The 26,824-nt window shown below is 57.9% G+C and carries 23 protein-coding genes; 11 read left to right on the forward strand and 12 right to left on the reverse strand.

Annotated features, from left to right (window positions below; translation table 11 throughout):
• Nucleotides 1-17 precede the first annotated feature (17 nt).
• The 5 genes from AB4Z23_RS20665 (at nt 18) to AB4Z23_RS20685 (ending at nt 6,461) form a co-directional block, all read left to right on the forward strand.
• Nucleotides 18-842, forward strand: coding sequence for an ABC transporter substrate-binding protein (locus AB4Z23_RS20665; protein ID WP_051365478.1), 825 nt, complete (start codon nt 18-20; stop codon nt 840-842).
• Nucleotides 839-2,818 carry a Fe(3+)-hydroxamate ABC transporter permease FhuB gene (gene fhuB / locus AB4Z23_RS20670; protein ID WP_441360712.1) on the forward strand — a complete coding sequence of 660 codons (1,980 nt, stop codon included), beginning with the start codon at nt 839-841 and terminating at the stop codon, nt 2,816-2,818. The genes AB4Z23_RS20665 and fhuB overlap by 4 nt, the downstream gene beginning before the upstream one ends.
• Before the next feature lie 111 nt (nt 2,819-2,929).
• Nucleotides 2,930-3,655, forward strand: coding sequence for an ATP-binding cassette domain-containing protein (locus tag AB4Z23_RS20675; RefSeq protein ID WP_025591605.1), 726 nt, complete (start codon nt 2,930-2,932; stop codon nt 3,653-3,655).
• Nucleotides 3,656-4,177: 522 nt separating this feature from the next.
• Nucleotides 4,178-5,935, forward strand: coding sequence for a gamma-glutamyltransferase (gene ggt, locus AB4Z23_RS20680; protein ID WP_080850348.1), 1,758 nt, complete (start codon nt 4,178-4,180; stop codon nt 5,933-5,935).
• Nucleotides 5,936-6,230: 295 nt separating this feature from the next.
• On the forward strand, nt 6,231-6,461 hold the full coding sequence (locus AB4Z23_RS20685) for a BrnA antitoxin family protein (RefSeq protein WP_003517125.1): 231 nt from the start codon (nt 6,231-6,233) through the stop codon (nt 6,459-6,461).
• 282 nt (nt 6,462-6,743) lie between these two features.
• Here AB4Z23_RS20685 and AB4Z23_RS20690 read toward each other — a convergent pair whose 3' ends face one another.
• The 3 genes from AB4Z23_RS20690 to AB4Z23_RS20700 form a co-directional block, all read right to left on the reverse strand.
• On the reverse strand, nt 6,744-7,643 hold the full coding sequence (locus AB4Z23_RS20690) for a sugar phosphate isomerase/epimerase family protein (RefSeq protein ID WP_441360713.1): 900 nt from the start codon (nt 7,641-7,643) through the stop codon (nt 6,744-6,746).
• A 133-nt stretch (nt 7,644-7,776) separates the two neighbouring features.
• Nucleotides 7,777-8,949 (reverse strand): Gfo/Idh/MocA family protein, encoded by a 1,173-nt coding sequence (locus AB4Z23_RS20695; RefSeq protein ID WP_065687609.1) that lies wholly within the window; start codon nt 8,947-8,949, stop codon nt 7,777-7,779.
• Nucleotides 8,950-8,969: 20 nt separating this feature from the next.
• The gene (locus tag AB4Z23_RS20700; RefSeq protein WP_441360714.1) at nt 8,970-9,893 is read right to left on the reverse strand and encodes a sugar phosphate isomerase/epimerase family protein; all 924 of its coding nucleotides are present in this window, start codon (nt 9,891-9,893) and stop codon (nt 8,970-8,972) included.
• A gap of 133 nt (nt 9,894-10,026) precedes the next feature.
• On the opposite strand from AB4Z23_RS20700, the gene AB4Z23_RS20705 reads away from it, so the two are divergent.
• Complete coding sequence (locus tag AB4Z23_RS20705) at nt 10,027-11,040, forward strand: LacI family DNA-binding transcriptional regulator (protein WP_441360715.1); 1,014 nt, start codon at nt 10,027-10,029, stop codon at nt 11,038-11,040.
• A gap of 394 nt (nt 11,041-11,434) precedes the next feature.
• Here AB4Z23_RS20705 and AB4Z23_RS20710 read toward each other — a convergent pair whose 3' ends face one another.
• Complete coding sequence (locus AB4Z23_RS20710; RefSeq protein ID WP_441360716.1) at nt 11,435-12,451, reverse strand: NADP-dependent oxidoreductase; 1,017 nt, start codon at nt 12,449-12,451, stop codon at nt 11,435-11,437.
• 91 nt (nt 12,452-12,542) lie between these two features.
• On the opposite strand from AB4Z23_RS20710, the gene AB4Z23_RS20715 reads away from it, so the two are divergent.
• Nucleotides 12,543-13,445, forward strand: coding sequence for a LysR family transcriptional regulator (locus tag AB4Z23_RS20715; protein ID WP_025591593.1), 903 nt, complete (start codon nt 12,543-12,545; stop codon nt 13,443-13,445).
• Between the two features lie 116 nt (nt 13,446-13,561).
• Here AB4Z23_RS20715 and AB4Z23_RS20720 read toward each other — a convergent pair whose 3' ends face one another.
• Entirely contained in the window at nt 13,562-14,428 is an 867-nt protein-coding gene (locus AB4Z23_RS20720; protein WP_025591590.1) for an aldo/keto reductase family oxidoreductase, read from the reverse strand.
• A 117-nt stretch (nt 14,429-14,545) separates the two neighbouring features.
• Between AB4Z23_RS20720 and AB4Z23_RS20725 the strand changes: the two genes are divergently transcribed.
• Nucleotides 14,546-15,475 carry a LysR family transcriptional regulator gene (locus AB4Z23_RS20725; RefSeq protein WP_025591588.1) on the forward strand — a complete coding sequence of 310 codons (930 nt, stop codon included), beginning with the start codon at nt 14,546-14,548 and terminating at the stop codon, nt 15,473-15,475.
• Between the two features lie 11 nt (nt 15,476-15,486).
• Here AB4Z23_RS20725 and fhuF read toward each other — a convergent pair whose 3' ends face one another.
• The 3 genes from fhuF to AB4Z23_RS20740 are packed head-to-tail and all read right to left on the reverse strand — an operon-like array spanning nt 15,487 to nt 19,276.
• The gene (gene fhuF, locus AB4Z23_RS20730; RefSeq protein WP_025591586.1) at nt 15,487-16,284 is read right to left on the reverse strand and encodes a siderophore-iron reductase FhuF; all 798 of its coding nucleotides are present in this window, start codon (nt 16,282-16,284) and stop codon (nt 15,487-15,489) included.
• 14 nt (nt 16,285-16,298) lie between these two features.
• Complete coding sequence (locus tag AB4Z23_RS20735; protein ID WP_025591584.1) at nt 16,299-17,120, reverse strand: iron-siderophore ABC transporter substrate-binding protein; 822 nt, start codon at nt 17,118-17,120, stop codon at nt 16,299-16,301.
• A 44-nt stretch (nt 17,121-17,164) separates the two neighbouring features.
• Nucleotides 17,165-19,276, reverse strand: a complete 2,112-nt coding sequence (locus AB4Z23_RS20740; RefSeq protein ID WP_421446051.1) for a TonB-dependent siderophore receptor — start codon at nt 19,274-19,276, stop codon at nt 17,165-17,167.
• A 367-nt stretch (nt 19,277-19,643) separates the two neighbouring features.
• Between AB4Z23_RS20740 and AB4Z23_RS20745 the strand changes: the two genes are divergently transcribed.
• The 3 genes from AB4Z23_RS20745 to AB4Z23_RS20755 are packed head-to-tail and all read left to right on the forward strand — an operon-like array spanning nt 19,644 to nt 23,220.
• Nucleotides 19,644-20,390, forward strand: coding sequence for an AraC family transcriptional regulator (locus tag AB4Z23_RS20745; protein ID WP_025591580.1), 747 nt, complete (start codon nt 19,644-19,646; stop codon nt 20,388-20,390).
• The gene (locus AB4Z23_RS20750) at nt 20,387-21,244 is read left to right on the forward strand and encodes an ABC transporter ATP-binding protein (RefSeq protein ID WP_025591578.1); all 858 of its coding nucleotides are present in this window, start codon (nt 20,387-20,389) and stop codon (nt 21,242-21,244) included. The genes AB4Z23_RS20745 and AB4Z23_RS20750 overlap by 4 nt, the downstream gene beginning before the upstream one ends.
• On the forward strand, nt 21,241-23,220 hold the full coding sequence (locus AB4Z23_RS20755; protein ID WP_421446054.1) for an iron ABC transporter permease: 1,980 nt from the start codon (nt 21,241-21,243) through the stop codon (nt 23,218-23,220). Before AB4Z23_RS20750 ends, AB4Z23_RS20755 begins: the two co-directional genes overlap by 4 nt.
• A gap of 109 nt (nt 23,221-23,329) precedes the next feature.
• On the opposite strand, the gene AB4Z23_RS20760 is transcribed toward AB4Z23_RS20755, so the two are convergent.
• Genes AB4Z23_RS20760 through AB4Z23_RS20775 form a run of 4 tightly spaced genes read right to left on the reverse strand, consistent with a single transcriptional unit; the run spans nt 23,330 to nt 26,812 of the window.
• Nucleotides 23,330-24,235: an efflux RND transporter periplasmic adaptor subunit gene (locus tag AB4Z23_RS20760; protein ID WP_025591575.1), complete on the reverse strand. Its 906-nt coding sequence runs from the start codon at nt 24,233-24,235 to the stop codon at nt 23,330-23,332.
• A 2-nt stretch (nt 24,236-24,237) separates the two neighbouring features.
• Entirely contained in the window at nt 24,238-24,444 is a 207-nt protein-coding gene (locus AB4Z23_RS20765; RefSeq protein ID WP_025591573.1) for a DUF1656 domain-containing protein, read from the reverse strand.
• A complete protein-coding gene (locus tag AB4Z23_RS20770) occupies nt 24,441-26,444 on the reverse strand; it encodes an FUSC family protein (RefSeq protein WP_025591570.1) in 2,004 nt (667 codons plus the stop codon). The genes AB4Z23_RS20765 and AB4Z23_RS20770 overlap by 4 nt, the downstream gene beginning before the upstream one ends.
• On the reverse strand, nt 26,441-26,812 hold the full coding sequence (locus tag AB4Z23_RS20775; protein WP_025591568.1) for a hypothetical protein: 372 nt from the start codon (nt 26,810-26,812) through the stop codon (nt 26,441-26,443). Before AB4Z23_RS20775 ends, AB4Z23_RS20770 begins: the two co-directional genes overlap by 4 nt.
• Between the last annotated feature and the right edge of the window lie 12 nt (nt 26,813-26,824).

A 26,824-nucleotide genomic window follows, 5' to 3' on the forward strand; every position in this document is an offset into this window, starting at 1 on the left:
GGCAATTCACCGCCGGGTTGGCTTCCGTTTTCCTGCCAGCAGTTGCAACAGCAAGCACGGAAACGCGTCGGCTCGCCGTGTTGGACTGGGGATGGGCAGAAAGCCTTCTCGCTCTGGACTACAAGCCATTTGCTGTTGCCGAAGCCCCTCTTTACGGTGACCGCGTTGTAACACCTGCACTTTCGACAGACACGATCGACCTTGGCCTGAGATCATGGCCGAACGTTGAACTGCTAAGAGCCCTGAAACCCGAGCTGATCGTGTCTCAAGCCGGATATGGTATCTCTGCTGAACGTCTCGGCGCGATTGCTCCCACCCTTGCGCTGCCACTTTACGGCCCCGCCCGGCAACCATTGCTTGCCGCAGAACACGCCCTCAAGGAGATTGCACGTCGCATTGGCAGGGAAGAGCGTGCGACAGATTATTTGGAACTATCCTACGCGAGACTGAACGCGATAGCTCACAACGCAAAAGACTACGACGGGCGCGCCCTTTTGATCATCAAGTTTACGGATGACAGGCTTATCGATATCTACGGCGCAGGTGGCTTGTTCGATGATGTCCTGAAACGGATCGGCATTGCCAACGCATGGGATGGCAAGACCAATAACTGGGGCTTTGCAACGGCGGGATTGGAGGCGATCGCGCGCTATCCTGAAGCAAGACTGGTCATCATCGAGCCGGGTCCACCGGGCCTTTTTTTGCAAAGCGCACTATGGAACGCCTTGCCGGCCGTACGGAATGGTCGTGTAGCGATGATTCCACCCACATGGGTATTTGGCGCGTTTCCATCAGCGATGCGGTTTGCCGAAGTCCTGCGGCAGAGTCTCGGCATCGCATGAGAAACCGTTTCATCACCCCACCGCGCCTCGCCTTTACCATCACACTGGCAGCGATCGCGCTCCACGCCTTTGCCGTTGTTCACTATGTGGCCATCTCCGACATTCCAGGGGCCTTATGGCAGCCGGATCCAGCTTCGTTCGGCCAGATCTATGTCTATTTCTCGATTGTCCCACGGTTCCTCGTCGCTCTGCTGGCTGGTGGTGCGCTTGCTTTCACGGGTGTAATATTCCAGCAGCTCCTGAAAAACCCTCTGGCAGAACCCTCGACGCTCGGGATACTTTCTGGCGCTCAGTTGGCGATCACCCTTCTTTCCCTTTCTACAGTTGCAGTTACGGCAGGCGAGCGCGAGATAGCCGGGCTTGTGGGCGGCCTCGTCGCCGTAACACTCGTTGCGGGACTGGGAAAAGCTTCAAACTTCGCACCGATGACACTCCTTCTCTGTGGGATGGTGATCAGCTTTTCCGCCGGCTCGGCCTCCGTCATACTAGCCTTGTTTCACCACGAATATCTGCGCGGGGTGTTCATCTGGGGAAGTGGTTCACTCATCCAGAATGACTATTCCAACGCGACCGCATTGGCCTTGCGCATGATCGTGCTGATACCGCTGCTGTTGCTGTTCTTTCGACCGCTTTCAGTTATCGGTCTTGATGAAAGCCGTGCCCGCAGCCTCGGACTGTCCCCGGGCGGGTTGCGCGCGGCGGTACTGTTTATCGCAACCGTACTGTCGGCTGTTGTTGTAGCCCGCGTCGGCGTCATCGCGTTCGTCGGCCTTGCAGCCACCAACCTCGCCCGAATAGTTGGCGCTCGAACGCTCCGCCAACGACTGCTGTGGGGAGGACTGCTTGGTGCCGGCCTCCTGCTGTTCGCTGACAGTCTCGTGCTTGCTGGAGCGCCCGTCGTCGGTGAGGTGCCGACGGGTACCGCCACCGCAATCGTCGGCGCCATAGTGATGTTGGTACTCATCAAACATGTACCCCATTCCATTGACCAGCTTAACAGCAATGCCCTGAACCAAAGAGAGATCCCTCTGGCAGGCTGCTTTTTGCTGCCTGGTTCTCTTGCCATTGCTGCCGTTATCGCGTTGTTCTCGCTGACCGAGAGCTTCATAGCTGGCGGGGTGGAAACATCCGTGTTGTTTGCCGGTCGATGGCCAAGGGTCCTGACCTCGGCAAGTGCTGGCGCAATGCTGGCCATTGCGGGTTCCCTCACACAAACGATCACGCGTAATCCCATAGCGAGCCCGGAAGGGCTCGGCATCAGCGCCGGAGCCGGACTGGGGATTATCGCAGCTTTCTTCGCCGGAGGAATGGCGTCGCCTATTTTGCCGCTTGCCGGCGGCATAACCGGTGCAGTCGCCGCGTTTGCGATCATTCTGCTTGTGGCAAAAGGGAAAAGCTATGCGCCTGGACCTGTTCTTCTGTCTGGCATAGCCATCAGTGCGCTCGCGACTGCGATAATTTCGCTCATTGTTGCCAGTGGCGATCCGCGCGCAAGTTACATTCTGGCGTGGACCATGGGTCCTACCTTTCGTGCGACCAGCTTCGTCGCGAGCATCGCTGCAGCGTTGGTTTTGATCGGGCTGGCCATCTCGCCACTCTTGCGCCGCCCGCTAGAGGTCTTGGCGCTTGGGGACAGCACTGCACGCTCTCTTGGACTCAATCCGGCGCGATCCCGCCTCGTGCTTTTGCTGTTCATTGCTGTCCTGACGGGAGCTGCGACCGTAATTGTTGGCCCGTTAAGCTTCGTCGGCATGATGGCACCGCACATCGCCCGAGCGGCCGGGGCACGCGGCCAAATCCTGACGCTTCTCACGGCGAGCGCGGTCGGCGCAACGCTGATGATCTCAGCCGACTGGTTGGGACGGGCTGCCGACTTTCCCTATGAGATTCCCGCAGGCGTCATCGCCGCCTTTATCGGGGGGCCATACTTTCTGTGGGTGATCCGCTCGCGGGGCAGACAAAGCCCCAGGCTCTAAAATGAGGTAACAGCCTTGGTTCAGATATCCGAAGACAGCAGAACGAGAACCATCTCGAGGATACCCCTTTTTGAGTTGGAGCGGGCCAGTTTCTCCGTCGGAACTCGGGTTTTGCTCGAACCACTGACAATAAGTTTGCCAGCACGGCGAATTATCGGCCTGATCGGGCACAATGGCTCTGGCAAGTCGACATTGATCAAGCTCCTGGCCCGCCAAAATCCACTGAGTGCTGGCAAGATTTCCTTTGATGGAAAAGACTTGCATGAATGGGGCAGCAGGCCATTCGCTCGTAAGGTGGCCTATTTGCCCCAGCAGGCGCCCGATACTGCAGGTATGCTTGTCAGCGAGCTAGTCGCGCTCGGACGATATCCATGGCACGGCGCTCTTGGCCGGTTTGGCCTTGAGGACAAGATGAGGGTGGAGGAAGCGATGAGGCTGACAGACGTGGCGCGTTATCGCGCCCGCTTCATCGACACGCTTTCAGGTGGGGAGCGGCAGCGGGTCTGGCTCGCGATGCTCGTTGCGCAAAACCCCGATTGTCTCCTCCTTGATGAGCCGACCTCGGCCCTTGATATCGCCCACCAGATCGACATTCTCACGCTTGTTCGCCGGCTCGTTGACGAGCGTGGACTTGGGGCCATTGTCGTGCTCCACGACGTGAACATGGCGGCTCGCTTTTGTGACGAAATCCTGGCACTTCATTGTGGAAAACTCATTGCACGTGGAGGACCAGAGGACATCGTGGCCCCGGATCAACTGCAAGCAATCTACGAGACCCGAATGGGCGTTATGCGCCATCCTGATAGCGGTCTACCGCTAGCATATCCACGCAGTTGAAAGGGTCAGAACCGGCGACGCCGTTATTAAGGCAGATGCGTGGAGACAACAGCGCCCGCATTTACTACCCTTGCGCTCCGTCCTATGTCATTAGCTCCAGCTCGTGGCCTGGATGAACACCAAACTGCCCATCTATACTGTCGGAAAAATAATGCGAGCCTGCCTTCCGGTTTCCTGAAGAAGGCAGAGAAGTCCGCCGCCATATACCAACTCGAAAGGCTTGTCGGATGGGAAATGAGCAGATTTCCGTTTTCCAACGACAGGTCGACCCTTCGACATGATGGACATGCGGCGAGACAGCCACCATAGTGCCGAAAAAGAGCGGCGCGCCAGACAGACGCTTAACAGCGGAGCGAGCCAACGGACGGGGCTGAAATACCGGTGAAGGCCGAAGCTTTGCAGCAGTGAAGGAAGAGTTCTAAAAGTGGCCGTGCCGTGGTCGATAAAGGTTCGGCCTGCCTGCTGGCTCAGTTGAATGCCCTGCTACATTAACGAGTTGTACGTCGCTGGAGGATTTGGCTGATGAAAATGAAATTTCTCGGTGAGGCATTTTTCGCCTTGATGCTTTCCACCGCAGTCGCCTCCGCGCAGCAGGCGTCCGACACGGTGGCGCCCGAAAAAGCGACCGATATTGGGGCTGCCAAACGCATCGAGGCAAAGAGCTTCATGGTAGCGGCGGCCAATCCGCTGGCGACTGAGGCAGGGCGTGATGTGATTGCCAAGGGCGGTAACGCCATCGATGCAATGGTGGCGGTGCAGGCCATGCTCGGCCTCGTTGAACCGCAGAGTTCCGGTCTCGGTGGGGGTGCCTTCCTCGTCTATTACGACGCAAAAAGCGGCAAGTTGACCACGTTTGACGGCCGCGAGACGGCGCCGATGGAAGCCACACCGAAGCTATTCCTGGATGACAAAGGTCAACCGCTAAAATTCATGGACGGAGTGGTCGGCGGCCGCTCTGTTGGCACGCCGGGAACGGTGCGACTTCTGGAGGAAGCCCACAAACGCTATGGAAAGGCCGAATGGGCAAGCCTGCTGAAGCCGGCGGAAACGCTGGCTACAGAGGGCTTTAAGGTGTCACCGCGTCTTGCCTCCCTCATCGCGTCCGAGGGAGACCGGTTGAAGAAATATACAGAACCCCGGTCCTATTTCTTTGACACCTCCGGGGCCGCCCTGCAGGCCGGCGCTCCTTTGAAGAACCCGGCCTATGCCGAGACGCTTGCGGCGCTGGCCAAAGGCGGCGCCGATGCCTTTTACAAAGGGCGAATTGCCGAGGCGATCGTCAAGACTGTGCGCGAGGCGGCCGACAATCCCGGCGTGCTGTCGCTGGCCGATCTTTCCAACTATCGGGTCGTCGAGCGCGAGCCGGTCTGCTTTGTCTATCGTGCTCTTGACGTTTGCGGCATGGGGCCGCCGTCGTCGGGCGGAATCGCCATCGGCCAGATTCTTGGTCTGGTGGAGAATTTTGATCTCAAGGCGCTTGGGCCAAAAAATGTCGACAGTTGGCGCATTATCGGCGACGCCCAGCGTCTCGCCTTCGCCGACCGCGAGCGTTACGTCGCTGACACCGGTTTCGTGCCACTGCCGATCAAGGGCCTGTTGGACAAGACCTATTTGGGCGGGAGGGCAAAGCTGCTCGACGGCGATAAGGCGTTGACCAACGACGCCGTCAAGGCCGGCGAGCCGGAATGGGACCACGCGCTTCTTTTCGGCCGGGATGCGGCGATCGAGTTGCCCTCCACAAGCCATTTTGTCATCGTCGACAAGGACGGCAACGTGGTCTCGATGACGACAACGATCGAAAGTGGCTTCGGCTCGCGTCTGATGACGAACGGCTTCCTGCTCAATAATGAGTTGACGGACTTTTCCTTCAAGACCCATGATGGCGGTCTGCCGATCGCCAACCGCGTTGAGCCAGGCAAACGACCGCGCTCCTCCATGGCCCCGACGATCGTGATGAAGAATGGCAAACCGCTGCTCGCCATCGGTTCGCCGGGCGGCAGCCAGATCATCGGCTATGTAGCGCAGGCGCTGATCGCCTATATCGATTGGGGCATGCCTGTAGAGGCGATCGTCTCCCAGCCGCATCTCATCAACCGCTTCGGCACCTACGACATCGAGGCCGGTACAAGCGCGGAAGGTCTGGCAGGGCCACTGAAGGCGCTGGGTTACGAGGTGAAACCGGGCGAGATGAATTCCGGTTTGCATGCCATCGAGATAACCGCCGAAGGTTTGATCGGCAGCGCGGATCCACGACGCGAGGGAGTGGCGGCAGGGGAGTGAAATGATCCGCCAGCGGAAAGGGCATGAGAATAGATCAACACGAAGGGTGTGTATCTCGCCAAGGGGCGCTAACACCTTGACAAGAACCTGCGGCCTCCGAATGCAATTGTCGATAACGGTGCACGATCTCTTCCAGATTGCGCGGGTGAGGCTGACGGTTTATCTGCAGCAATTACGTTCTTCCGGCTAACCACTACACGTGGGTTGCGACCACCGCTGTGTTTAACATACAGCCTGCAAACAGAAACTGACAGGCTGCGCTGTTCGAGCGCACGACACAAGAGGATATATGACCATGGCAACACCCCGACGACCGTCCAATCCGAAAGACGCAGCCGAGGCGCTGTTCAAACCGGCAAAGAAGGTCGCAGCGCCAGCCGTTGAACGGCCTGCAATTCCTAACACCAAAGAGCTTGTATCATTGAAAATCGACAGCGATGTGCTCGCGCATTTTCAAGCCGACGGTCCGGGCTGGCAAGAGCGCATCAACGATACCTTGCGAGCCGCAATGAATGGGTCCAATTAAGCTCTTGAAGGGTCCCGACCACGTACTTCGTCAATAGCTGCCGCTTCTCGGCCTCGCGGCTCGGTGGGCAAGCGTGGCGCAATCATGCGCCATTCACAATCAGCCCGGACCTCTGTCGAAACGAGAAGGCCTTCTCCGCGTTGAAGGCGCTCGTACCAGAGGTGGCCCAGTGAAAGATCCCGCGACTGTGGGATAGCATCGAAAGGCCAGTTGATCTGGTCGAGCCACAAAAGCCTGGTCATATCGCAGGGCCTTTTCGACCACTCCGCGATTGCGGAGGAGTTATTTTGGCCAGTACTTGTTCACATACATCTGTGTCTCACGAAGCATGAAACGGGCACTGTCTTCGGCTCGGTCCTCCCACGCGAAAACGCAATTTGAAAGGACACCGTCGAATTTCATGTCGGCAAGAGTTGAGAAGAGTACTTCCCAGTTGATCTCACCTTGGCCGAAGTCGGTGTGTTGATGGACGCGCACCTTCGCTCCAGGCGGATTTACAATGTAGCGCAGTTGCGAAGACTTGTTATGGTCATAGGTGTCTGCGAGGCGCACATGTGCAAGAAGCCCCTCGGTCGCTCGCAGGTTAGCAACCATGTCGGGACCGTAGAAGAAGGTATGGGGCGCGATGAACGATGCCTTTACGGCCTTTGAATTGATCGTCTTGATGATATCGATGGCAGGGGCGATTTCCTCAATCCAGTCCTCTGGATGCGCTTCGAGCGAAAGGATCAGCCCTTCGCGCTCCAGAATTGGCACGAGGATATCCATCGCACGGAAAAACTGCCCCTCACACGTCTCTGGACGATGCAACCCACTGCGGTCATTCAGGCTTCGATCCGGGGATCCCCCTCGCCCGAACTCCGAGACCAACATCGGGCACTCCATCTCAGCCGCAATTTCGATGGCACGCTTCCAGTTCTCCATCGCCGTTTCCCATTCGTCTTGGTATGGGCTGGCCCAGCGGTACATTGGCTGCAGCGTTGCCAGGCCCACCCCATGGTCCTTGAGGGCCTTCTTGAAGCTCTTTACCCTCTCGGGATAAACCTTCGGACGCGTCCACCAGGAGAGAAAATCCGGACGGGGTGAGAGCTCAACATAGTCGTATCCCAGCTCGGCGGTCTTTCGGCAAATTTCCTCCAGAGATAAATGACGGATCATGTGCGGATCGAGTGTGTGTTTCATCAAAACCTCCTGATAATATAAATTCGCCCCTTCACGGGAGCGTCGATGCGGACAAGCATCGCTTGCTGGACCACGTCGCGTGGGTGGCAATCATTTATGGAGCTGCGCCAATGGTGCTGCTCCCTCCATCGCGCTACCGATAATCGACCCAGACCCCGCCGAGATCGGCGGAACGAACGCAGTTCTCAACCCAGCGAACGCCCTCAACCCCTGCCGCAATCCCCGGAAACCGGAGGCTCGCAAGGCGTTCGCCATCGTTTTCGTTGCGCGCCTCCATAGCGATAGCAAAGCGGTCGTAGAGGTTAGCCCAGGCCTCGAAGAGGCCCTCGGGATGGCCTGCACCGATACGATCGTCGGCAAGTGCCTTTGCGTGCAGGTAGCCCATGCCACGCTCAAGAATGCGTACCGGCTCGCCCTGAACCTCAAATCGTAGCTGGTTTGGCTGCTCGTCCCACCATTCGATCGAAGCCTTTGATCCGACGACGCGCACCTTTTGTCCATGCATGGAACCCGCATTGATGGCGCTCGACCAGACGGTGCCAAACGCGCCATTGTCATATTCCATCAGGGTCATGGCGTTGTCTTCGAGCGGTGCACGCGTCTTGACGAAGCTCTGCCGGGTGCACAGAAGCCGTTTGATACGGAGGTCGGGCAGGATGACCTCGGAAATATAAAGCGGATGTGTACCGATATCGCCGAGCACATAACTTGGACCTGCGAATTTCGGATCGACGCGCCAGCGGGTCGCCGGGTTTTGAAGCTCGACAGCCTCGTTGTGAAACCCGTGGGCGAATTGCAGGTTGACCAGACGAATTTCCCCGAGCTCGCCGGCAGCAACGAGCTCTCGGGCATGCTCGATGACTTGGTGGCCGCTATAGCCGTAGGTCACTCCAACAATACGGCCGCGCTCTGCGGCGATACGCTGAAGATCCTCGGCCTCGGCCACCGTGAAGCACAGTGGCTTTTCACACACAACGTGCAGCCCGCTTTCCAGTGCAGCCTTGGTGATCTCGTAGTGGGTATTGTTGGGCGTTGCGATCGATACTGCCTCGATCCCATCCGGACGCTTTGCCTCCTCTGCGAAAAGCGCACGCCAGTCGGCGTAGCATCGCGAGGGCTCGAGCCCCAGTTCAACACCGAAGGCGCGGCCGCGATCGGCATCGAGGTCGAAGGCGCCAGCGACCAGATCGAAGTAGCGGTCACGCAGGGCGGCGCTGCGGTGAATATAGCCGATCTGACTGCCGCGACCACCACCCACCATAGCCCAGCGAAGAGGTCGTTTTGTCTGACGCGTTCCGTAAATCATGAGGTTTCTGTCCCGGATTGTTAGAAGCCAGCCGACTTGAGATAGTCACGGCTGAGTTTTACGTCGGCGAGGCTACCGCCCGCGTTGCGCGGATCACGCTCCTGCTCAACGGTGATAAAGCCTTCATAACCAAGCTCATCAAGAAGGGCGCGAATGGCGGGATAGTCGATACAGCCCCTGCCGATGGGACACATGACGCCCTGCGCGCAGGCTTCAAAGAAGCGAATGTGCTCACCCATCACGCGGCCGAAGACGGCCCTGTCAATGTCCTTGAAGTGGATGTAGTCGAGACGATCGGCGTATTTGCGCAGGGTTTGGACAGGGTCCATGCCGGCATACCAGGTATGGCCAGTGTCGAGGCAGAAACCGGCAACCTCCTGGGGTATGTCAACGGCGAGACGGGCAATCTCGTCCTCGAATTCGATGTAACCGCCGGCATGCGGATGAATGGTGGCGCGAACGCCATATTTCTCGCGGGCAAGAGCGGATATCGCCCTGATATTATCCATCATGCCGTTCCATGCCGCGTCATCGAGCCGGGGTGCCCTGTCGGAATGACCCGCCGCATAATCGCGTTCGTCGTGTCCCCAATCCATCACCGTCAGATAAGGTGCAGGAAATCGCTGGCCCGGCGTCTTCGGCGGCGTCGGCAGACGGGTGATCAGAGCGCAAATCTCGTCCGTCTGGCGCAGCAGGCTATCGCGGTTTTCCTCAGCGACAAGATCATTGAAGATCGTTCCGGCGACGATATAGAGCCCTCGACTTGTCAGAGCCTGAGAGACCATATCGATGTTCAGCGGAACATAACCATAGGGCCCAAGCTCCACTCCCCCATATCCGGCCGCCTCGACTTCATCGAATACCATTTCCCACGGCGGTAGGTTTGGATTGCGCACGTCATCGACGCCCCAGCAGCACGGTGCTGTGGTGACTGTTATACCCATAATATTCTGGTCCTTCCCTGGTGTCGCTCACTTGGTGGGCGACCCTCCCTGACGCAGAGATTTAGCTGGAGATCTCCGATTTACAAAGTTGGAATTTGATGGGATTCAATCAGAAAACCGGGCGGAGAGGTAAATGACTGCACGCAAGATAAGCATTTCGGATGTTGCAAAGGCAGCCGGGGTCTCGACCGCGACGGTGGATCGGGTTCTCAACAACCGTGGCGGCGTGCGTACCGACAAAGAAGACCGCGTTTTGGCCACTGCACGGGCGCTCGGTATTGACCGGGCCCTAGATCGTACCCCTTCACGCGCGCTACGCGTCGCGGTCCTTATCCAACCGCCAGTCAACCCGTTTCACGCGTCTTTGCGCGAGGGTATCGATCTTGCATCGCGAATGTACGCAACACTGAACGTGCAATTCTTCGTCCATCACATCGATCCACGAAAGCCGGCGGCGATCGGCGCAGCCGTCCGCGATTGTCGCTCCTATGATGGCCTCGTCATCACCAGCCCTGACGATATCAGGGTTCGAGAAGCCGTAGCATTCCTATCGCGCAATGTCCCGGTGGTTACTCTGGCGACCGACCTCACAGATTGCGGGCGTGCCGCCTATGTGGGGCCGAACGACAGGCAGGCCGGTCGGGTGGCTGGCGACCTGATGGGCCTTTTCCTCGGACGGCAAGGCGGCCGCGTCGTCGTGGTTGCCGGCTCACGCGATATCACTGGCCATCGCGAACGGGAAGCCGGGTTTCGCGACATCATGACCGAGCGTTATCCTGAATGCAGTCTGGCCGTGGTTCTGGAGACCGGAGAAAATCAAGAGGAAGCTGGCCGTGTCGTAGAGATTGCATTTCGGGATGACCCGGGATTACGAGGCATATATCATCTGTCCGCGGGTGCTTTGCCGATTGTCAGTGCCCTGCAACGCCTTGGCCGAACCGACAATACGGTGGTCATCACCCACGAACTCACGCCCAATCGACGGATGCTGCTAAAATCCAGAAAGATCAACGCGGTTATCGACCAGAGACCCCTTTTGGAAGCACGCCTGGCAGTTGAGACCATCGCAAAGCTCCTCGGTAGAATGCCTGGAGAAGCGGTCTCTATCTCAACGGACATCCAGATCTTTCTCGCAGAGAATGCCTAGCGTGGTGTATCAGATTTTCCTTGTTAAAGCTGGGTATAAGCAGAGCCGCACCGCCTTTGCCGACGACCCCTTGATAGGATCAGAAGAGGCGATCCGTTGTTGCAATTCAGGATTTGATTGAGCTTGAGCCATCAAACCGTTCGCCAATGACCGTTTGAAACTATGTTGATGACTAATTGAAAGTGAAAACGTGACCATTTGAAATCAACGTGGCGACTTCCATAAAGCGCTGTAAGCACAAGGACAACGACCAGATACGAAACGCCATCAACAAAGGCTCCTGTTCGCCAGACTGGCGCTCTTGCAGCGATTGGCCGGTCGATTCGACCGCAAAACCCTTGGGCAGCGAGTTTGCAAGCTTCGGCGACCGGGGCCTTGACTGGTCAAGTGGTGATCAGGCGGCAACCAGCACGATCTTGCCCTGGATGCTACTTTCTGAAGCACGACGATGCGCTGTCGATGCCTCGGCCAGCGGATAGGTGCTGTCGATCACCACCCGTAAGGAGCGATCATCGAGCAGACGACCGGCCTCTGCCAATTGCGCACCGTTCGAACGCACCTGTGTCGTTGAGACGGTGATCTTTCGCCGGGCGGCTTCGTCATGGCCTAGAAAACCCAGCGGGTTGACGAGAAACAGGGCGCCGTCCGGCTTAATGCTGGAGAGAAAGCGTTCCATATTCGCGCCGCCGACGGCGTCAAGCACCAGATCAGCATCCTTCACCACTGCTTCGGCAGCCGCCTTCGTATAGTCGATGAAAATATCGGCACCGAGATCATAGAGAAGCGCCTCGTTTTTGCCGGAAGCAACGGCAATCACCTTCGCGCCTCGCCACTTCGCGATCTGGACTGCAAGATGGCCAACGCCGCCGCCGGCGCCGTTCACCAGCACGATCTTGCCGTCGAGCGGAACCGGTGCATGCTGGAAGGTCTGGAATGGGTTCGGCAAATCATGTCCCAAATCGACCAGAAATTGCCAAGCGGTCAAAAGCGACATGGGCGCACCGGCAACCTGGATGTGGTCTATCCCGGCGGGCTTCAACGCCAACTCCGATACCGGAACGCGAACATATTCGGCATAGGCGCTGCTTCCCGTCATGAGGTCATGCGGGAAGCGGACCATCGCATAGACCTCGTCGTTGACCTTGAACTGCGACACGTTTTCACCAACGGCCGCAACCGTGCCGGAAACGTCCGTGCCAAGGATCAGCGGAAAGCTTGGACTGGGCTGCCATTCCGGCGGGAGAGCCCGATAACCATCGCGCAGATAGAGATCCGGCGGGTTGAGGCTGGCGGCATGGACGCGAACAAGCACGTCGTCCGCCGACATTTCCGGCCGGGGCGCATCTTCATAACGAAGAACATCTGGCCCACCGAATTCGTGCAATCGCACAGCTTTCATCATATCAGTCATCACGGCCTCGCTTGAATATTCGTTTTGATGACTGAAGATACGATCATCTCCTTCGCTTGATAATCATCAGATAATTCGCTTTAATAGTGCCATGAAGGAACAAATCGGAATTGATAGACTGACTGGGTTGATCGCATTCGCTCGGGCCGGCTCGCTCGGAAGCTACACCGCCGCCGCCCGCTCCTTGTCCATCTCACCCTCGGCGGTCAGCAAAAGCATTCAGCGGCTGGAAAAGCAGCTCGGCGTTTCGCTTTTTGCGCGTACGACACGTTCCCTGGCCCTGACGACCGAGGGGCGCGATCTTCATGAGCGTGCGCTCAGGCTGCTGCACGACGCAGAAGATATAGAGCAGGCGGCAAAAGCAGCGCGCACCGAGCCCGCTGGCACTTTACGGATTGCAGCATCGTTGCCTATCGGCCTGCACGTAATAGCGCCGATGCTTCCTCAGTTTCGCAGGCTCCATTCGAGGGTCAATATAGATCTACGTTTGAGCGATCACATGGTTGATCTTATCGAAGGCGGCTACGATGTAGCGGTCCGCATTGGTGATGTGGCAGATTCGCGCCTGCTTTCGCGCCGCCTTCTGCCACATCGGCTATGCTGTTATGCCTCGCCCGAATATCTGGCCGGGCGCAGCCCGCCGACCAGTCCAGACCAATTGGAAGAGCACGAGACTGTCAACCTGCGCTACCAGAGTAGCGGCCAGCTGTTCCGCTGGCCTTTCCACGTAGGGGACAGGGAGGTGGAGATTGTGCCCACCTCGAGCATTATCGTTGACGCGAGCGAAGCCGTGCTTGCGACGATCGCAGCAGGTGCCGGAATCGGAATGGCAACCAATTTCATGGCCAGCACTTGGGTGAGGCGTGGAGCGCTTATTCCTGTTCTGGCCGATTATGCGGTGGAACGGCACAACATCACGGCGCTGTGGCCCGAGAGCCGGCGGTCAAACCCGGCCGTCCGCGCTTTCCTCGACACCTTAGTGAAGTTGTCCTGACAATGGCAGCGAATGTCTGCTTCTGGGGCGACGCTGACTAGGCAGCATTTGCCAAAAGCGGGCGTGAGGACAGATGACAACCCATCGACAAATTCCCCAGATTTCTACAAGCGGCATTAAGCAGCCACCTTATCCAGCTCCAACAGTGCCTCCGAGGGGAGCTCTATCCTGGCCGCGGCGAGGTTTTCTCGCAGATGTCCCCGTGACGATGTGCCCGGGATCAGGAGAATGTTCGGCGATCGCTGGAGAAGCCAGGCAAGCGCAACCTGAATCGGCGTGGCGTTGAGCCGGGCGGCCACGTCAGACAGCGTAGAGGATTGCAGCGGCGAGAAGCCGCCAAGAGGAAAGAACGGCACATAGGCAACCCCTCGGGAGGCGAGTGTGTCGATTAAGGTTTCGTCCTGCCGATGCGCAAGATTGTACTGGTTCTGCACGCAAGCGATGTCGGTGATCTTTCCGGCGTCCTCGATTTGCTTCGCCGTGACGTTAGACAGTCCGATATGCCGGATCAGTCCCTGTTGCTTTAAACCCGCCAGAACTTCAAGAGGCTCGTCCAATGAGCCTTCCGCGGGGCCGTGCACGTCGAACATAGCGCGCAGGTTGACCACATCGAGCACATCCACTCCGAGATTGCGGAGGTTGTCATGAACGGCCCGTGTCAGCTCCGCGCGCGAGAACGCCGGATACCACGAAGCGTCCGCGCCCCTGCCTGCGCCGACCTTGGTAACGATCACAAGGTCGTTGTCATAGGGATGCAAAGCTTCGCGGATTATCTCGTTTGTAACATGCGGGCCATAGAAATCGCTGGTGTCGATGTGGTTGACGCCGCTTTCCACCGCCTCGCGCAGGACAGCTATGGCCTCCGGACGATCGCTCGGAGGCCCGAAAACGCCCTTGCCTGCAAGCTGCATCGCGCCATAGCCCAGCCGGCGCACCGTATGATCGCCAAGCGTGAAGGTTCCTGAAGTTGCAATAGTGCTCATGGTCCATCTCCTTGTGTTCCTCCAAAATAGACAGGTGGCATATACGCTACAAGAAGCTATAATCCGGACAGGTTGTCCGTGAAGACGGACAATTGTTTTTAACGTTTGGAGAGCTGGGTGTCGGATTTAACTGATCTGAATGCGTTTTTACTGGTGGCTAGATCCAAAGGTTTTCGGCAGGCCGCGCGCGAAGGTGGAGTCAGCTCCTCGGCGTTGAGCGATGCGGTGAAGCGTCTCGAAGAAGACCTTGGGGTACGACTATTCAATCGCACCACCCGCAGCGTGCTCCTGACGGATGCAGGAAGTCTCTTGCTAGAGCGCACCGGACCCGCATTCGCAGAGGTGGCATCGGCACTCGACGAGGTGAAAAGCAGCCGCGGCCGCACCTCGGGGGATCTCAGACTCAATGTTCCGATGAGTGCGGCAAGGCTGGTCCTGCCTCCGATCGTGCCGCCGTTCCTAAAGGCCTATCCGGAAATAAGGCTGGAAATCGTGACCGATGAGAATTTCGTCGACATCATAAAGAGCGGCTGCGACGCAGGTATCCGTTATGACGAACGGCTCGAACAGGATATGGTGGCTTTGCCGATCGGACCACGCCAGCAGCGCTACGCCCTTGCCGCGTCGCCGGGTTACCTTGCAAGAAGGGGTAAACCGCAACATCCACAAGACCTGCTTTCGCATGATTGTATTTTAGGCCGGTTTTCGAGGCGCGCGCTTCCCTCCTGGGAATTCGAACGCGATGGGGAAGAAATCGCCATAAATCCTAAAGGTAGCCTCGTTGTTCAGTTCGGCGGCGGCACCGATCTTGGTATCGACGCAGCCATTGCCGGTTCTGGCATCATTTATATTTTTGAAGACTGGCTAAGGCCACACTTCGATAGAGGAGATCTGGTACCGGTGATGGAAGAATGGTGGCTGCGGTTTTCCGGCCCGTTCCTCTATTATTCCGGACGGCGGCTTGTGCCCGCGCCTTTACGCGCATTTATCGATTTCGTGAGACAATCGCACAAAGATGCAGCGAAATCCTTGCAGCCCGGCCCGTGAATTCAAAGCCCTTAGTTCTGTGTCTTGCCGCCGGCATTGGTCGATTCATCGTGCATATCGCGATAACACGCATCATGCATCGGACTAGAGCGACTATTCAGACATGGGCACGTCTTGCAGTAATCCAGTCCGTTAATCAGATATCGGATGCAACAGATGCGGCGGAGACGCTTTGGCTTGCCCTCGTATTGACGGTAGAGGATGGGCCTGAAAAGCGGGTTACGTGAGCCATCTGTCGTGTGAGGCGATTCAAGCAGTTCCAGCGCGTCGGCCACGCCCGCATCGGGGAACTGGTTTTCCATGGCGTAACTGCGCGCGATGGCTTCGAACATGTTTCCCGCGTTTGACCAAAGGACATTGCGTGACAGTCCGCTCACATCCGAAACAGTTCGGATAACTCCCTCGATATTGCCACTGAACAAAAAGTCGAAACGGTCTTGTGCTGATTTCGCTTGAACCGGGCGACCAAAACCAGACAGGCCAAGCGAGACGATCTCCCCTTCTTCGCTGATGTCAATGCTCAAGTCTGCCGGTGTAAGAGGCATGCGCCAATCCAGCAGCATCGCAGCTGTAGCAATCGGTCTCATTACCTTGGCGAAGTACCGCTTCGACCACTCGCCAGCAACGGCGGCAAGGGGCGCGCTCGGCCCATGTCGGCGACCGTAATTGCCGAGTATCACTAAGAGATTATCGTGCTCCAGCAATTCAATGAAGGTCAGGTCGGTACGCCGCCTGCGCCGGAAGAAATCTCTCCACTGCGAGTGCGCCGGTTGCCGCAGCAATTCGCCAAGAACCTCTGACCTTCGCATACGCTCCCGCCCGCCTAGACGAACCGGGAGACGATCTGGCGAGCCAGATGCTGCAACGAGGCCGTGGAACCGAACGGCCAGGAGGGTGTGCCAGTCAAACGGACATTTCCTTGCGCAACGACAGGCAGCATAGGCCAGAGCGAAGCGTGGAGAAGATCAGCCGGAACGGACTCGCCAAGGATGAACAAGGTGCTGTCGCTATCGAGAGACGCAAGTCCTTCTAGATCGATTGTCGTAAAGCCGAAGGATTGCGCCGGCATTTCAATGCCATCGGCAAAACCGATTTTCCTGAGAAGGCTCGAAATTGCGGCGTTGGGTGCAAAGACCCGTAACCGCGGAACGCCAGGTAATGGTTGCGCGACAACCAGCTTGCGGCCTGCCTGCCAGGCATCGCGCAATTTCAGGTTTTCGATATCATCATCGAAACGTGCGAGGAGCCTTTCGACATCATCCGATCGGGAAAGTGCTGCGCCCGCCTGACGGGCGCTCTGATAGACGCTTACCAACATGTCACCGTCGTTTTCCTGATCGTCGATCAGGTGAACCGGAGCGACCTTACCGAGCGCACGGGCGATGGACGCGTGCCGGTAGCGAGACGTCAAGATGAGGTCAGGTTGCAATTTGCGGATCGCTTCCAGGCTTGGCTGCTGTCGTCGTCCAACGTCAACGGCGTCCGAAAGGCCTTCATTTGCGACATTGACCCATGTTCTGTAGCCGGAGATTTCCGTGCACCCAACGGGCGATATTCCAAGGCAAAGGGCAATCTCGGTGGCAGTCCAATCGAGCGTGACCAGGCGTGAAGATCCTGAGGCGGCGAGTGCCACTGGCGCAGCCATTAAAGCCACCGCGCCGCTCAAGAACGATCGTCTGCGAATACCAGCTACCACTTCACGCTCACTGTTCCGACAACGGTCAAACCCTGCCCGTAGTAGCACTGCGTGGGGGTGTTGCAACCGGCGACGTAGGTCTTGTCGCCGAGATTGTACCCGTTAAGCTGGAGCGAGTAGCGACCATGTTCGTAACGGGCAAATGCGTCCACCAGCGTATAACCAGGAACGAAGAATGAGTTCGCCGTATCCCCGGCAGTCTTGCCGATGCGACGGACACCTGCACCAAGCGTCAATTTGCCGTTCCAGCTATCTGGCATCGGCAGATCATAGCTCACGAACAGCGATTGCTGCTGCTTTGGAACGGTATACGGCATCTTCCCGATCTGGGCTGGCGTCTGGCTCTCGGTTACCACAGGATCCTGCCAACTCGCCGCCGCAGTAAGGTTGAGGCTGTCCCAAAGCGTGGCGTTGGCCTCCAGTTCAATCCCACGAACGCGCACTTTGTCAGTCTGGTAATAAACGCTTGCAACACGATTGACGACATTCTGTTGCGTTGCCTCGAACCCGGACAGGGTCAGGCTGAAATCGTCCCCCTGTGGCGCGAATTTCACACCGACTTCCTTCAACTCGCCTTTGGTTGGCTTCAGCGGCGTTGGCGTCAATGTCAGCACCGGGGAGAAGGACGTTGAATATAGCGCGTAGGGTACAAGGCCGTTATCGAAGACATAAGCGGCACCAACCCTGCCCGTGAAAGCTGAATCGTCCTGCCGGTATCGGGTGGTAAGACCGCTGGCAAGAGCGGTGCTGTCGGAGTCGTTACTGACATAGTCTTGGCGACCGCCAACGGTCAGACGAAGGCCGCCGAGTTCCATTTGATCCTGCAGATAAAAACCAACCTGACGCTGCGTCTGATCAAGGTGTGTCGTCAGTGCTGCCGGCTGTACGCCAATGCCGTAACCCGGATTGAACAGGTCGAGAGTGGGGCCACTGCGTGATCCTGTCCTGTTGACGAGGTTTTGCCACTGCACATCGATACCGCCGAGAAGCGTATGGCTGATTGGCCCACTGTCGAACCTGTACTCAAGATTGGTGTCCAACGCCACGGCGTTGAGCGTTGGCTGCGCATTGTAGACGAGGCGTGAAAGCGTGCGCTGGTTAGCGGAAAGACCATTGCCGAAAAGGTTTTGATAATTGACGTCCAGGTATGAGTACCGGAAATTCTGGCGCAGGACGAGATCGTCGTTAAATGCGTGTTCCAGCCGATATCCGATATAGGCCGTTTCCTTGTCGTAGATCGCCAGCGAGGGATCTCCGTCCGAAAAGCTGCGCGGTATCGTTAAACCGAGACGATTGGGATAGATGCTCCCGACGGCAGGAATAAGCGAGGGCACCTGGCCGGCGTCATCCTTCATGTAAGCGCCATATACCGTGAGACTGGTATCTTCATCCGGCGACCACCTGACCGTCGGGCTTATGGCGAAACGGTCGTTTTTTCCGAAATCGTTCATTGTTTCGCTGTCGCGGATAATGCCTTCCAAGCGATAGGTAAGATCGGAATCCGCACCGAGAGGGCCGGTTACATCAAACCCTGCTTCTTTCTGTTTGTAACTTCCGAAACGGGTGTAGACTTCTCCGCCAGCTGTCTCTGATGGATCCTTGCTGATCATGTTGACAACGCCGCCGACATTCGTTTGGCCGAAAAGCGCGGAACTTGGTCCGCGCAGCACTTCCACCCGATTAAGGAAGTAAGGCTCCACGCGAAAGCCAGCATAGCCGCCTGTCTGGTTTGCAATCTGTGGCACGCGCAAGCCGTCGAGATAAAGATCGGCGCCAAAGCCGCGAATGCTGAAGTAATCGGAACGGGGATCGTTGCCGTAGCGTTGGCCGTTGACATTCGCGCTATAGAGCAAGCTGTCCGCCACCGTCTGTACGGCTCGATCGGTCATGGCGCCGCGGGTCACGACGGAGACAGATTGCGATGTCTCGGCTATCGCCGTCGTGATCTTGGTGGCTGAAGCCGACTGCGTTGCTACGTAGCCACGTTGTTCGACACGGGCCCCTTTTGTCGCCGCTGTCCCCTGGACAACGATCGGCTGAAGCACGGTGGAAGCATTTGTCTCTTGTGCCTCTGCCGTTCCCTTCTGGGGGACGAGCGCGCTCAACGCAACGCCCGACACGAAAAATAGGAGCCGCTTTCTGGTGTCGTGGCAGGTTGATGTGCGAAGGCGAAGGACGGTGTTCTGCATTCGAGGACCTGTGATAGGAATACTGCGCGAAGGGTACCCCGGACTGTCCGCAGTGTTTGCCAAATCCCGCACGCTTGGCCGCTTAACTAGACTTTTTTTATCAGCATTGTCAGGTCAAAATCGAGCTTTTCCGGGCCATTTAGTGGCCTTATCTGGCTGAATCGTAGTTTTCTGTTTTGTCGGGCCAATCTTTCCTTTTGAAATATAGACGCTGCGCGACTATGGCACTGCGTTGGATGCGGTCGTGAGACTGCTATGAGAAATCCCATCGCCTGGAACCATGATGAAACAGCCGCAAAGGGCAGCCGATCTTCAAAATGTGCCGCGGCCCGTCGCTGCCATGGCACGGACCTACGAGCAAAGCGTCGATTTTGGCTGGCACAGCCATCGCCGAGGCCAATTGTTACAGATCATCGACGGATTCATGACCGCCCGTACCCCCGACACCTCATTTATCATCCCCTGTGGCTACGGCTTGCTGATTACCCCGGAGATACCACACGCCGTTCATTCACACGGGCGGGTCTCCATGCAGTCGGTCTACATCGAACCGGATCCAGGCGTCGCCATGCCATGGGAGCCGACGCGTGTCATCTCAACCTCCACACTCCTTTCGGCAACGGTTGGGGCGTTTTTGAACGAACCGACCCTTTATGACGAAAATGGCCGCGGCGGACATCTCGCGGCACTGATACTCGAGGAGATCGCAAATGCGCAGGAAGGCCCGTTTGCGCTTCCAATGCCAAGTGACAAGCGATTGCAACGGCTGTGTCGGGATCTTTCTGAAACACCGTCGCTCGATCTCGATATAGATCGCTGGGCAGACAATCTCGGCATGAGCAGGCGCACCATGACCCGGAAATTCCGAATTCAGACCGGCATGAGTTTCGCCGAATGGCGGCGTCGCTTGCGCATGGCGCATGTCATGCGCCGCCAAGCCGAGGGAGCGCGCCTGGAGGAGGCAGCGGCGGACGTCGGTTATCGCAGCTTGTCATCTCTTCGCAAGGCCATGCGTGAGGTGGCAGGATGAACAGCCCGCCGAGCAAACAGAGGACGCAGGCCATCGCGGCTCAGGCGTTTGGTCTCAGCGTCGTCTATGATCAGGCTCAAGCGCTCCGAAAGGTCGATGCCGTTGCGCTTGAGGGCCGGATTACCGTCATATGCGGCGCGAACGGCTCCGGGAAAAGCACGCTTCTCAAATGCCTCGCCGGACTCGAAAACCCGACGGAAGGCGAAATCCGCTTGTCCGGACAGCCGCTCAACGCGTTGTCACGACGCACCGTCGCCCGCCAGGTTGCCGTCCTGAGCCAGACACCAGAGGTTCCCACCGGCCTGAGCGTCGAAGAACTCGTTGAACAAGGCCGTTATCCTCACCGTCCCTGGCTTGGTCGACTGTCGACACGGGACCGCAGGATTATCGAAAGCGCCATTTTTCGCGTCGGCCTTCAAAATTTGCGTGCGAGGCAACTCACGACCCTGTCCGGCGGTGAAAGGCAGCGAGCTTGGTTGGCGATGGCTTTGGCGCAGGAGCCGCGCATCCTTTTTCTTGATGAGCCCACGAGCTTTCTCGACATCAGACACCAGGCCGAATTGCTGACCCTCCTGCGCAAACTCAACACAGAGGAAGGTCTTACGATCATCGCGGTGCTTCATGACCTCAATCAAGTCATGGATATCTCCAATGACGTCGTCCTGATGCAAAAGGGTCAGGTTCTTGCGGCTGGGCCGACGCATCAGGTGCTGCGGACTGACCTGTTGCAGCAAGCCTTTGAGTGCCACGTCGATCTCGTGCCACATCCAGATGGAAGCGGGCGAACCTACTGTATGGTCGACTGGATCGGCGCCGGCAACCGGCAAAACCGTCAGGCCTTGGCTCAAACATGAATTTGTCTTGCCTCCCCCTTCGTCGATTTGCTCCAGCCCTTGTCTGGTCCGTCGGCGTGGTCCTTCTGCTGGTCCTGGCAGCGCTGGAATTGAGAGTGGGAAGCAGGCTGGTCGGCTGGAGGGATGTGTTTCTTTTTCCGACAGGCCCTGAGACGCTCGCGCAGGCAATTTTGGAAACAACTCGGGCGCCCCGTCTGGTCGCAGCGATATCAACTGGCGCCGCGCTTGCGCTAGCAGGTTCGGTTCTTCAGACCGTCTTGAGGAACCCTTTGGCGGCTCCGGATATACTGTCTGTAACCAGTGGCGCGCAGCTTTTCCTCGTCGTATCGACCTTGCTGCTTCCCTTGTCTCTGCCGCCCATCGTAGTGACGAGCGCCGGCGGCCTTGCTGGCGCGGCCGCGTGCCTTGCACTGGCCGGCGGCTTTCAAGCCCCGCCGGGCCGGCTGGCTCTTTCCGGTGTCGCCGTGTCGCTTTGTTTTTCCGCGGTGTCATCGGCAATCGTGCTTATTGCTGACGAACGGGCGTCCGGTCTGTTACTCTGGTCTTCCGGCATTCTGGACCAGACCGGATGGTCCAGAACCGCAACAGCAACCCCGTTGGTGCTCCTGTCCTTCGTGGCGCTCATCGTGATGGCGCGCGCCCTCGACTTGCTGGGACTGGGCGACAAGGCTTCGGCTAGTCTGGGGGTAACACGGGCCGTCACGCTTTTCGGTCTGCTCATCGGCGTTCTTCTTTGCGGCTGCGCCGTAACCCTTGCAGGGCCCATCGGCTTCGTCGGCCTTGCAGTCCCGAACGTATTGCGCGCATTGGGTATAAGCCGGCATCACCGCCACCTGCCGCTTTCAGCGGTTTGGGGAGCAAACAGCCTCCTCCTTGCAGATGTCGTCACGCAATCTCTGGCGCGCAATGGCACGACCATACCTACAGGCGTTGCGATTGCCTGCCTCGGTGCACCGGTCATGCTATTCCTGCTGCGCAGGGCAAAGATCGGGGGGGAGCGCCGCATAGGTTTGCCCATAGGCATCGCGCCCCCACCTTTCCTCCTCGCCGTTGGAGCCCTTGTCGCTTTGGGCCTGTTGACGATGGCGGCAAGTCTCGCGACAGGCGACGGAATATCATTGACACTTGCCGAGGTGACAGGAAACCTCGACCTGCGCGCGCCTCGCCTTCTTGTCGCACTCGGCTGTGGCGCGTTGCTCGCTGCTGCTGGCACGGTCCTTCAGGCGGTGACGCGCAACCCGCTATGCGGGCCAGAGACGCTGGGCCTTACACAGGGAGCAGCGTTGTTTAGCCTCGTCGCACTTCTGCTGGGACTTTCACCAGCAACGCCAACTTTCCAGGTCGTCGCTCTGTTGGGGGCCATCACCGTGCTTTTGCTGCTCCGGTTGCTGGCGCCGAAGAATTCTCCGGAAAAATTGGTTCTGGCTGGAGTCGCAATCGCCGCAAGCCTAGGCGCGGCCGCAACAATCATTGTCTTGGAGGCGCGCTTGCAAACGGCTCAGGCACTTTCTTGGCTCGTCGGCTCGACGCACGCCCGCGGCTACGCCGACGCCTTCATGCTGATGCCGTGGGTTTTTGCATTGTCGGCTATAGGCCTGTTGTTCAGTCGCCATCTCGACGCCTTTTTGCTTGGGGACGAAAAGGCCCGCGCACTGGGCCTGGCGACGGGAACCGCGAGCAAATACGCGATGGTCTATGCCGCCAGTGCGGTGGCGATCGCCGTTTCTTCCATCGGGGCCGTCAGTTTCGTTGCCTTGCTCGCACCGCACGCGGCTCGACTTCTTACCGGAGCACGCCACGCAAAAAATCTCCCTATCGCAATGATGCTGGGCGCTGTGATGCTGGCTTTTGCCGACACCGTCGGTCGCAGCATTATCGCGCCGCTCGAACTTCCGGCAGGCATCATCACCGCTATTATCGGCGCACCCGCCTTCATGATCCTGCTGCGTTCCGGATTGAGGTCACGGTTGTCTTGATCGCACCGAAGTAGCGCAGAACTCCGATACGATTGTTTGCAGGTGTTCGCTCTTATGAGACCAACGGATCACGCAGCGTCGGGCCAACCGACCCAGCGACAATGCTTGATCATTTCTTGGGGAGAGGAGGTGCCGCCCGGTCCCCTTTTTGCTCAATCGAAACGGTCGCCGTCCTTCCCGCGACCAGCCGAACCGTCGTCGGAGCCTCATCGATCTCGATCCGCACCGGGATTCTCTGGGCAAGTCGAACCCATGAGAATGTCGGCGTCACGCTTGCCAGCGAACCCGCACTATCGCTTCGTTCCCGATCCTCGATCCCCGCAGCAATTCCCGCGACATGCCCGGTGACCGATTGGGCTTCACCCATGATATTGATCGTAACTGGATCACCGATATGGATTCTCGGTAGCTTTGTCTCTTCAAAATACCCTGCAAGATAGATGGATTCTTTTTCCACCAGGACGCCCACCGCAGTTCCAGCCAGGACATAGTTACCCCGGCGCAGCGAAAAGTTCGTAATTGCCCCGGACGCCGGCGCTCTCACGATTGTCCGCTCAAGGTTCAGCTTTGCCAGATCCCGCGCGACCAGTGCAGATCGATAGGCGGCCTCTGCCTGATACATCCGGCTTTCCGCTTGCTGTCGCTCCTTGAGGCTGGCTGCTTCCTTTGAGGCAAGCAATTGATACCGCTCGAAATCGGTTTTCGCCATCTCCGCAGCCGCCCTGCTACCCGTTACCTTCGCTTCTGCCTCGCGCAGCGCGAGGCAGAAGCGGTCCGTTTCAATGCGAAATAGGGGCATTCCTTTTTCCACCTGCGCATTGTCTGATACCAGAACCTCGGCGACAGGCCCGGAAACATCTGGTGCCAATCGGATGATATCAGCGCGGACATGGGCGTCACGGGTCCATGGCGCCTCCATGTAGAAAGACCACAAGTGCCAGCCCAGAATCGCAGCACATGCCGTCATCGACAGGGTTAGAAGCACTTGACCCGTGGTGAGCGTCAGATTTTTCATGATCATTGAAACCAGTTGATAGCGGCAGAAAATCCGCCGACAAGGGTAATGTAGAGCGCAAGGTTGAACAGAGAGCGGTGCCAAACCATTCGGTAGAACCCGATCTTGCCGAGAAGCGATGTGAGAAGACGCAGGCCTGCATACGCAAACAATGCGTGCGCCGCGAGCGAGGGCAGAAAGATGCCATAGAGTTCGACCTGCTCCGTCACGCGGGTTTCCTCCCCGCCCCGGCTATTGGGTAAACGGGAGCGTAAGCGTCCGGAGCAATGCAGAGGCGAAGTGCAACGGCGCGCATCAGAAGCTCGGTATCCATCGCGGTGGCGGCCGCGGGGGAAAGGATCATACCATCCAGCGCCTGCACCGCCTTTTCCACGCAGCCCTCACCTTTAGCGGCACGGGCACCATACAGGGCTGCGACCGCCTGAAAGGCCGGTTTGGCAGCGAGCCGGATACCGCTCGAAGCCTTAGGCACAAGCTCGTACATTGCAAGCAGATGCAGCCCTGCCCGGACATCCCTCAAGACGTCGCAGTCGCCGATTTCCAAGACCGCTGGTCGTTTTGCCATTCGTAAGGCCAACAGACCGGCAACGTCGATCATGCGATGGTGGGTGATCAGGAAGTCGGACTGCTTGCCAACCGCGATGCTTACGACATGTTTCCGGATAACAGAAAAAAGCCTTCTGGCATTTGTCTCGCTTCGCACGGATCGAAGCAGGCTGCAAACCGTGATCGTCCAGACCATTGCGAGTATGGTCGCCGCTGCGGCATTGACGAAGCTGATGAAGTCTGTCGCTGGATAGGCCTGAAGGGTAAGAAGCAGCGGAAAATTTATGCAAAGACCCATGCCGACGAGGGCGAGCGAAGGCACCGCGAGACATAGGCCCGCCGGTATCAGAAACAGTCCCAAAACAGCGGCGAGCGACGCAAAACCGTCGATTGCCGGAAGGATCGCAAAGCCGTAGATGAATGCCGCAATCGCTGCACCGATCGTCACATTGACAAACTTGCGCATGGCAGGGACCGGATCATCCATGGTGGCGAGGAGGCAACAAAGGACGCCCGATATCTGGGCGAAGGTAACCCCGTCGGACCATCCGGTTGCGATCCAGAAGAAGAGGGAGGTAACAAGGCATACTGCAACCGTCAGCGATGACAGCAAAGCCATTCCGATATCCCGATGCGGTGCAGGCATTCTGTCAGACGCGCCAGCCGCTCTAGGTCCGCCCTCATCTTCAATGGATTTTCTAAGAGTGAGGCACTCGTCAGAGAGCCGAACAACAGCCCGCAGATCTCGGGCAAATTTGACGAGAAGAAGTTCTTCCCATGTCGGAGGCGAGGTGGAGAAGGCGAGCGCATCGATCGTGGAGGAGTAGCCTCTCGGTCTCGAATCCGTCTCGACGATTATCGCCAATGCCTTTTCCCGGCCAGCCGGGTCAAACCTGCCCAGTGATCGTCGCAAATCCTCCAGTTCGCTCAGTAGCGGCAGAAAGGAAAGCATCCGGTGCTGCAGCGACCTTACCAGTGCCACTCTGCTTTGGTATCTGGATCCGTCATATTGAAGATGAACCGCGAACGACCGCAGATCGGCAGCCTCTGCCGCCAAGGCGTGGCGTTCCATCCGGCTTTGGTTTCCGTCCTTTTTTCCGGTTGCTGTGGCTTCGAAAAGCTCCTGCGCCCTGGCCATCCATCCATCGATCCGGTTGAGAAGGGTCGTCCCCACGTGAACCGGAAAAACAACGTGACTGACAATCGACGCGCAGATGATTGCGAGGCCGATCTCCTCGGTGCGGGAAACGACAATATCGAAGGTGTTTACCGGAGCGTTGACGAGCGGCAGTCCTGCAAGAAGCACGGTATAGCCCGCCAACAGGCAAATATAACTACGCGGTGTGCGATCAAGGAGACTGACGAAGGTACACCCGGAGACCCACAGGACGATCGCGCCGGAAAGAAGTATAGGTTCGTTCACAAGATTCGGGACCATGAGGATCGTTGCACCACCGCCGATGATTGTGCCCAGCAGCCGATATGCCGATTTTGACGAGATCGCGCCGGACAGGGGATGAGCGACGATGTAGACGGTTGCAACCGCCCAGGACGGCCGGTTGAGATCGAAGCAGATGGCTGCAAGATATGCCGCCATCGCCGCAAGAAATGTTTTCAGCGAAAAGATGACGTTCCCGCTGGTGACAACTGGCCGGGAACTCACACCTCATCTCCTGGCAATGTGGCCTTGCGCTCGATGCCTTTTTCATCGTTGGTAACATTGTCTGCGAGGCCGTAGGTCGCTGGCGACACATAGAAAAAGAATGGTGCAGCGAGGCAGGCGTGCAGGTAGGCTTCGGCAGGGTCAGCGCGCATAACAGTCGACATGGCCGGAGGCTGGCGGGCAAGCAACGCTCGGGCTTTCGAAAAAAGAATGCCTTTAATCCTTTTCAGAACAGCGGCACGATCCGGCCTTGTCCCCATCAGGGATGGGGGCAGGATGCAGAGCCTGCGAGGTCCTTTCGAGGACAGACGAATTTCGGTCCGGACGATATCCGACCACCAGCGGTCGTTGTGTTTTTGAAGTGTCATGATCACCCTCCA

It is taken from the genome of Agrobacterium sp. MCAB5 (genome assembly GCF_052114365.1).
In the GTDB taxonomy this organism is placed as follows: Bacteria; Pseudomonadota; Alphaproteobacteria; order Rhizobiales; family Rhizobiaceae; genus Agrobacterium; species Agrobacterium tumefaciens.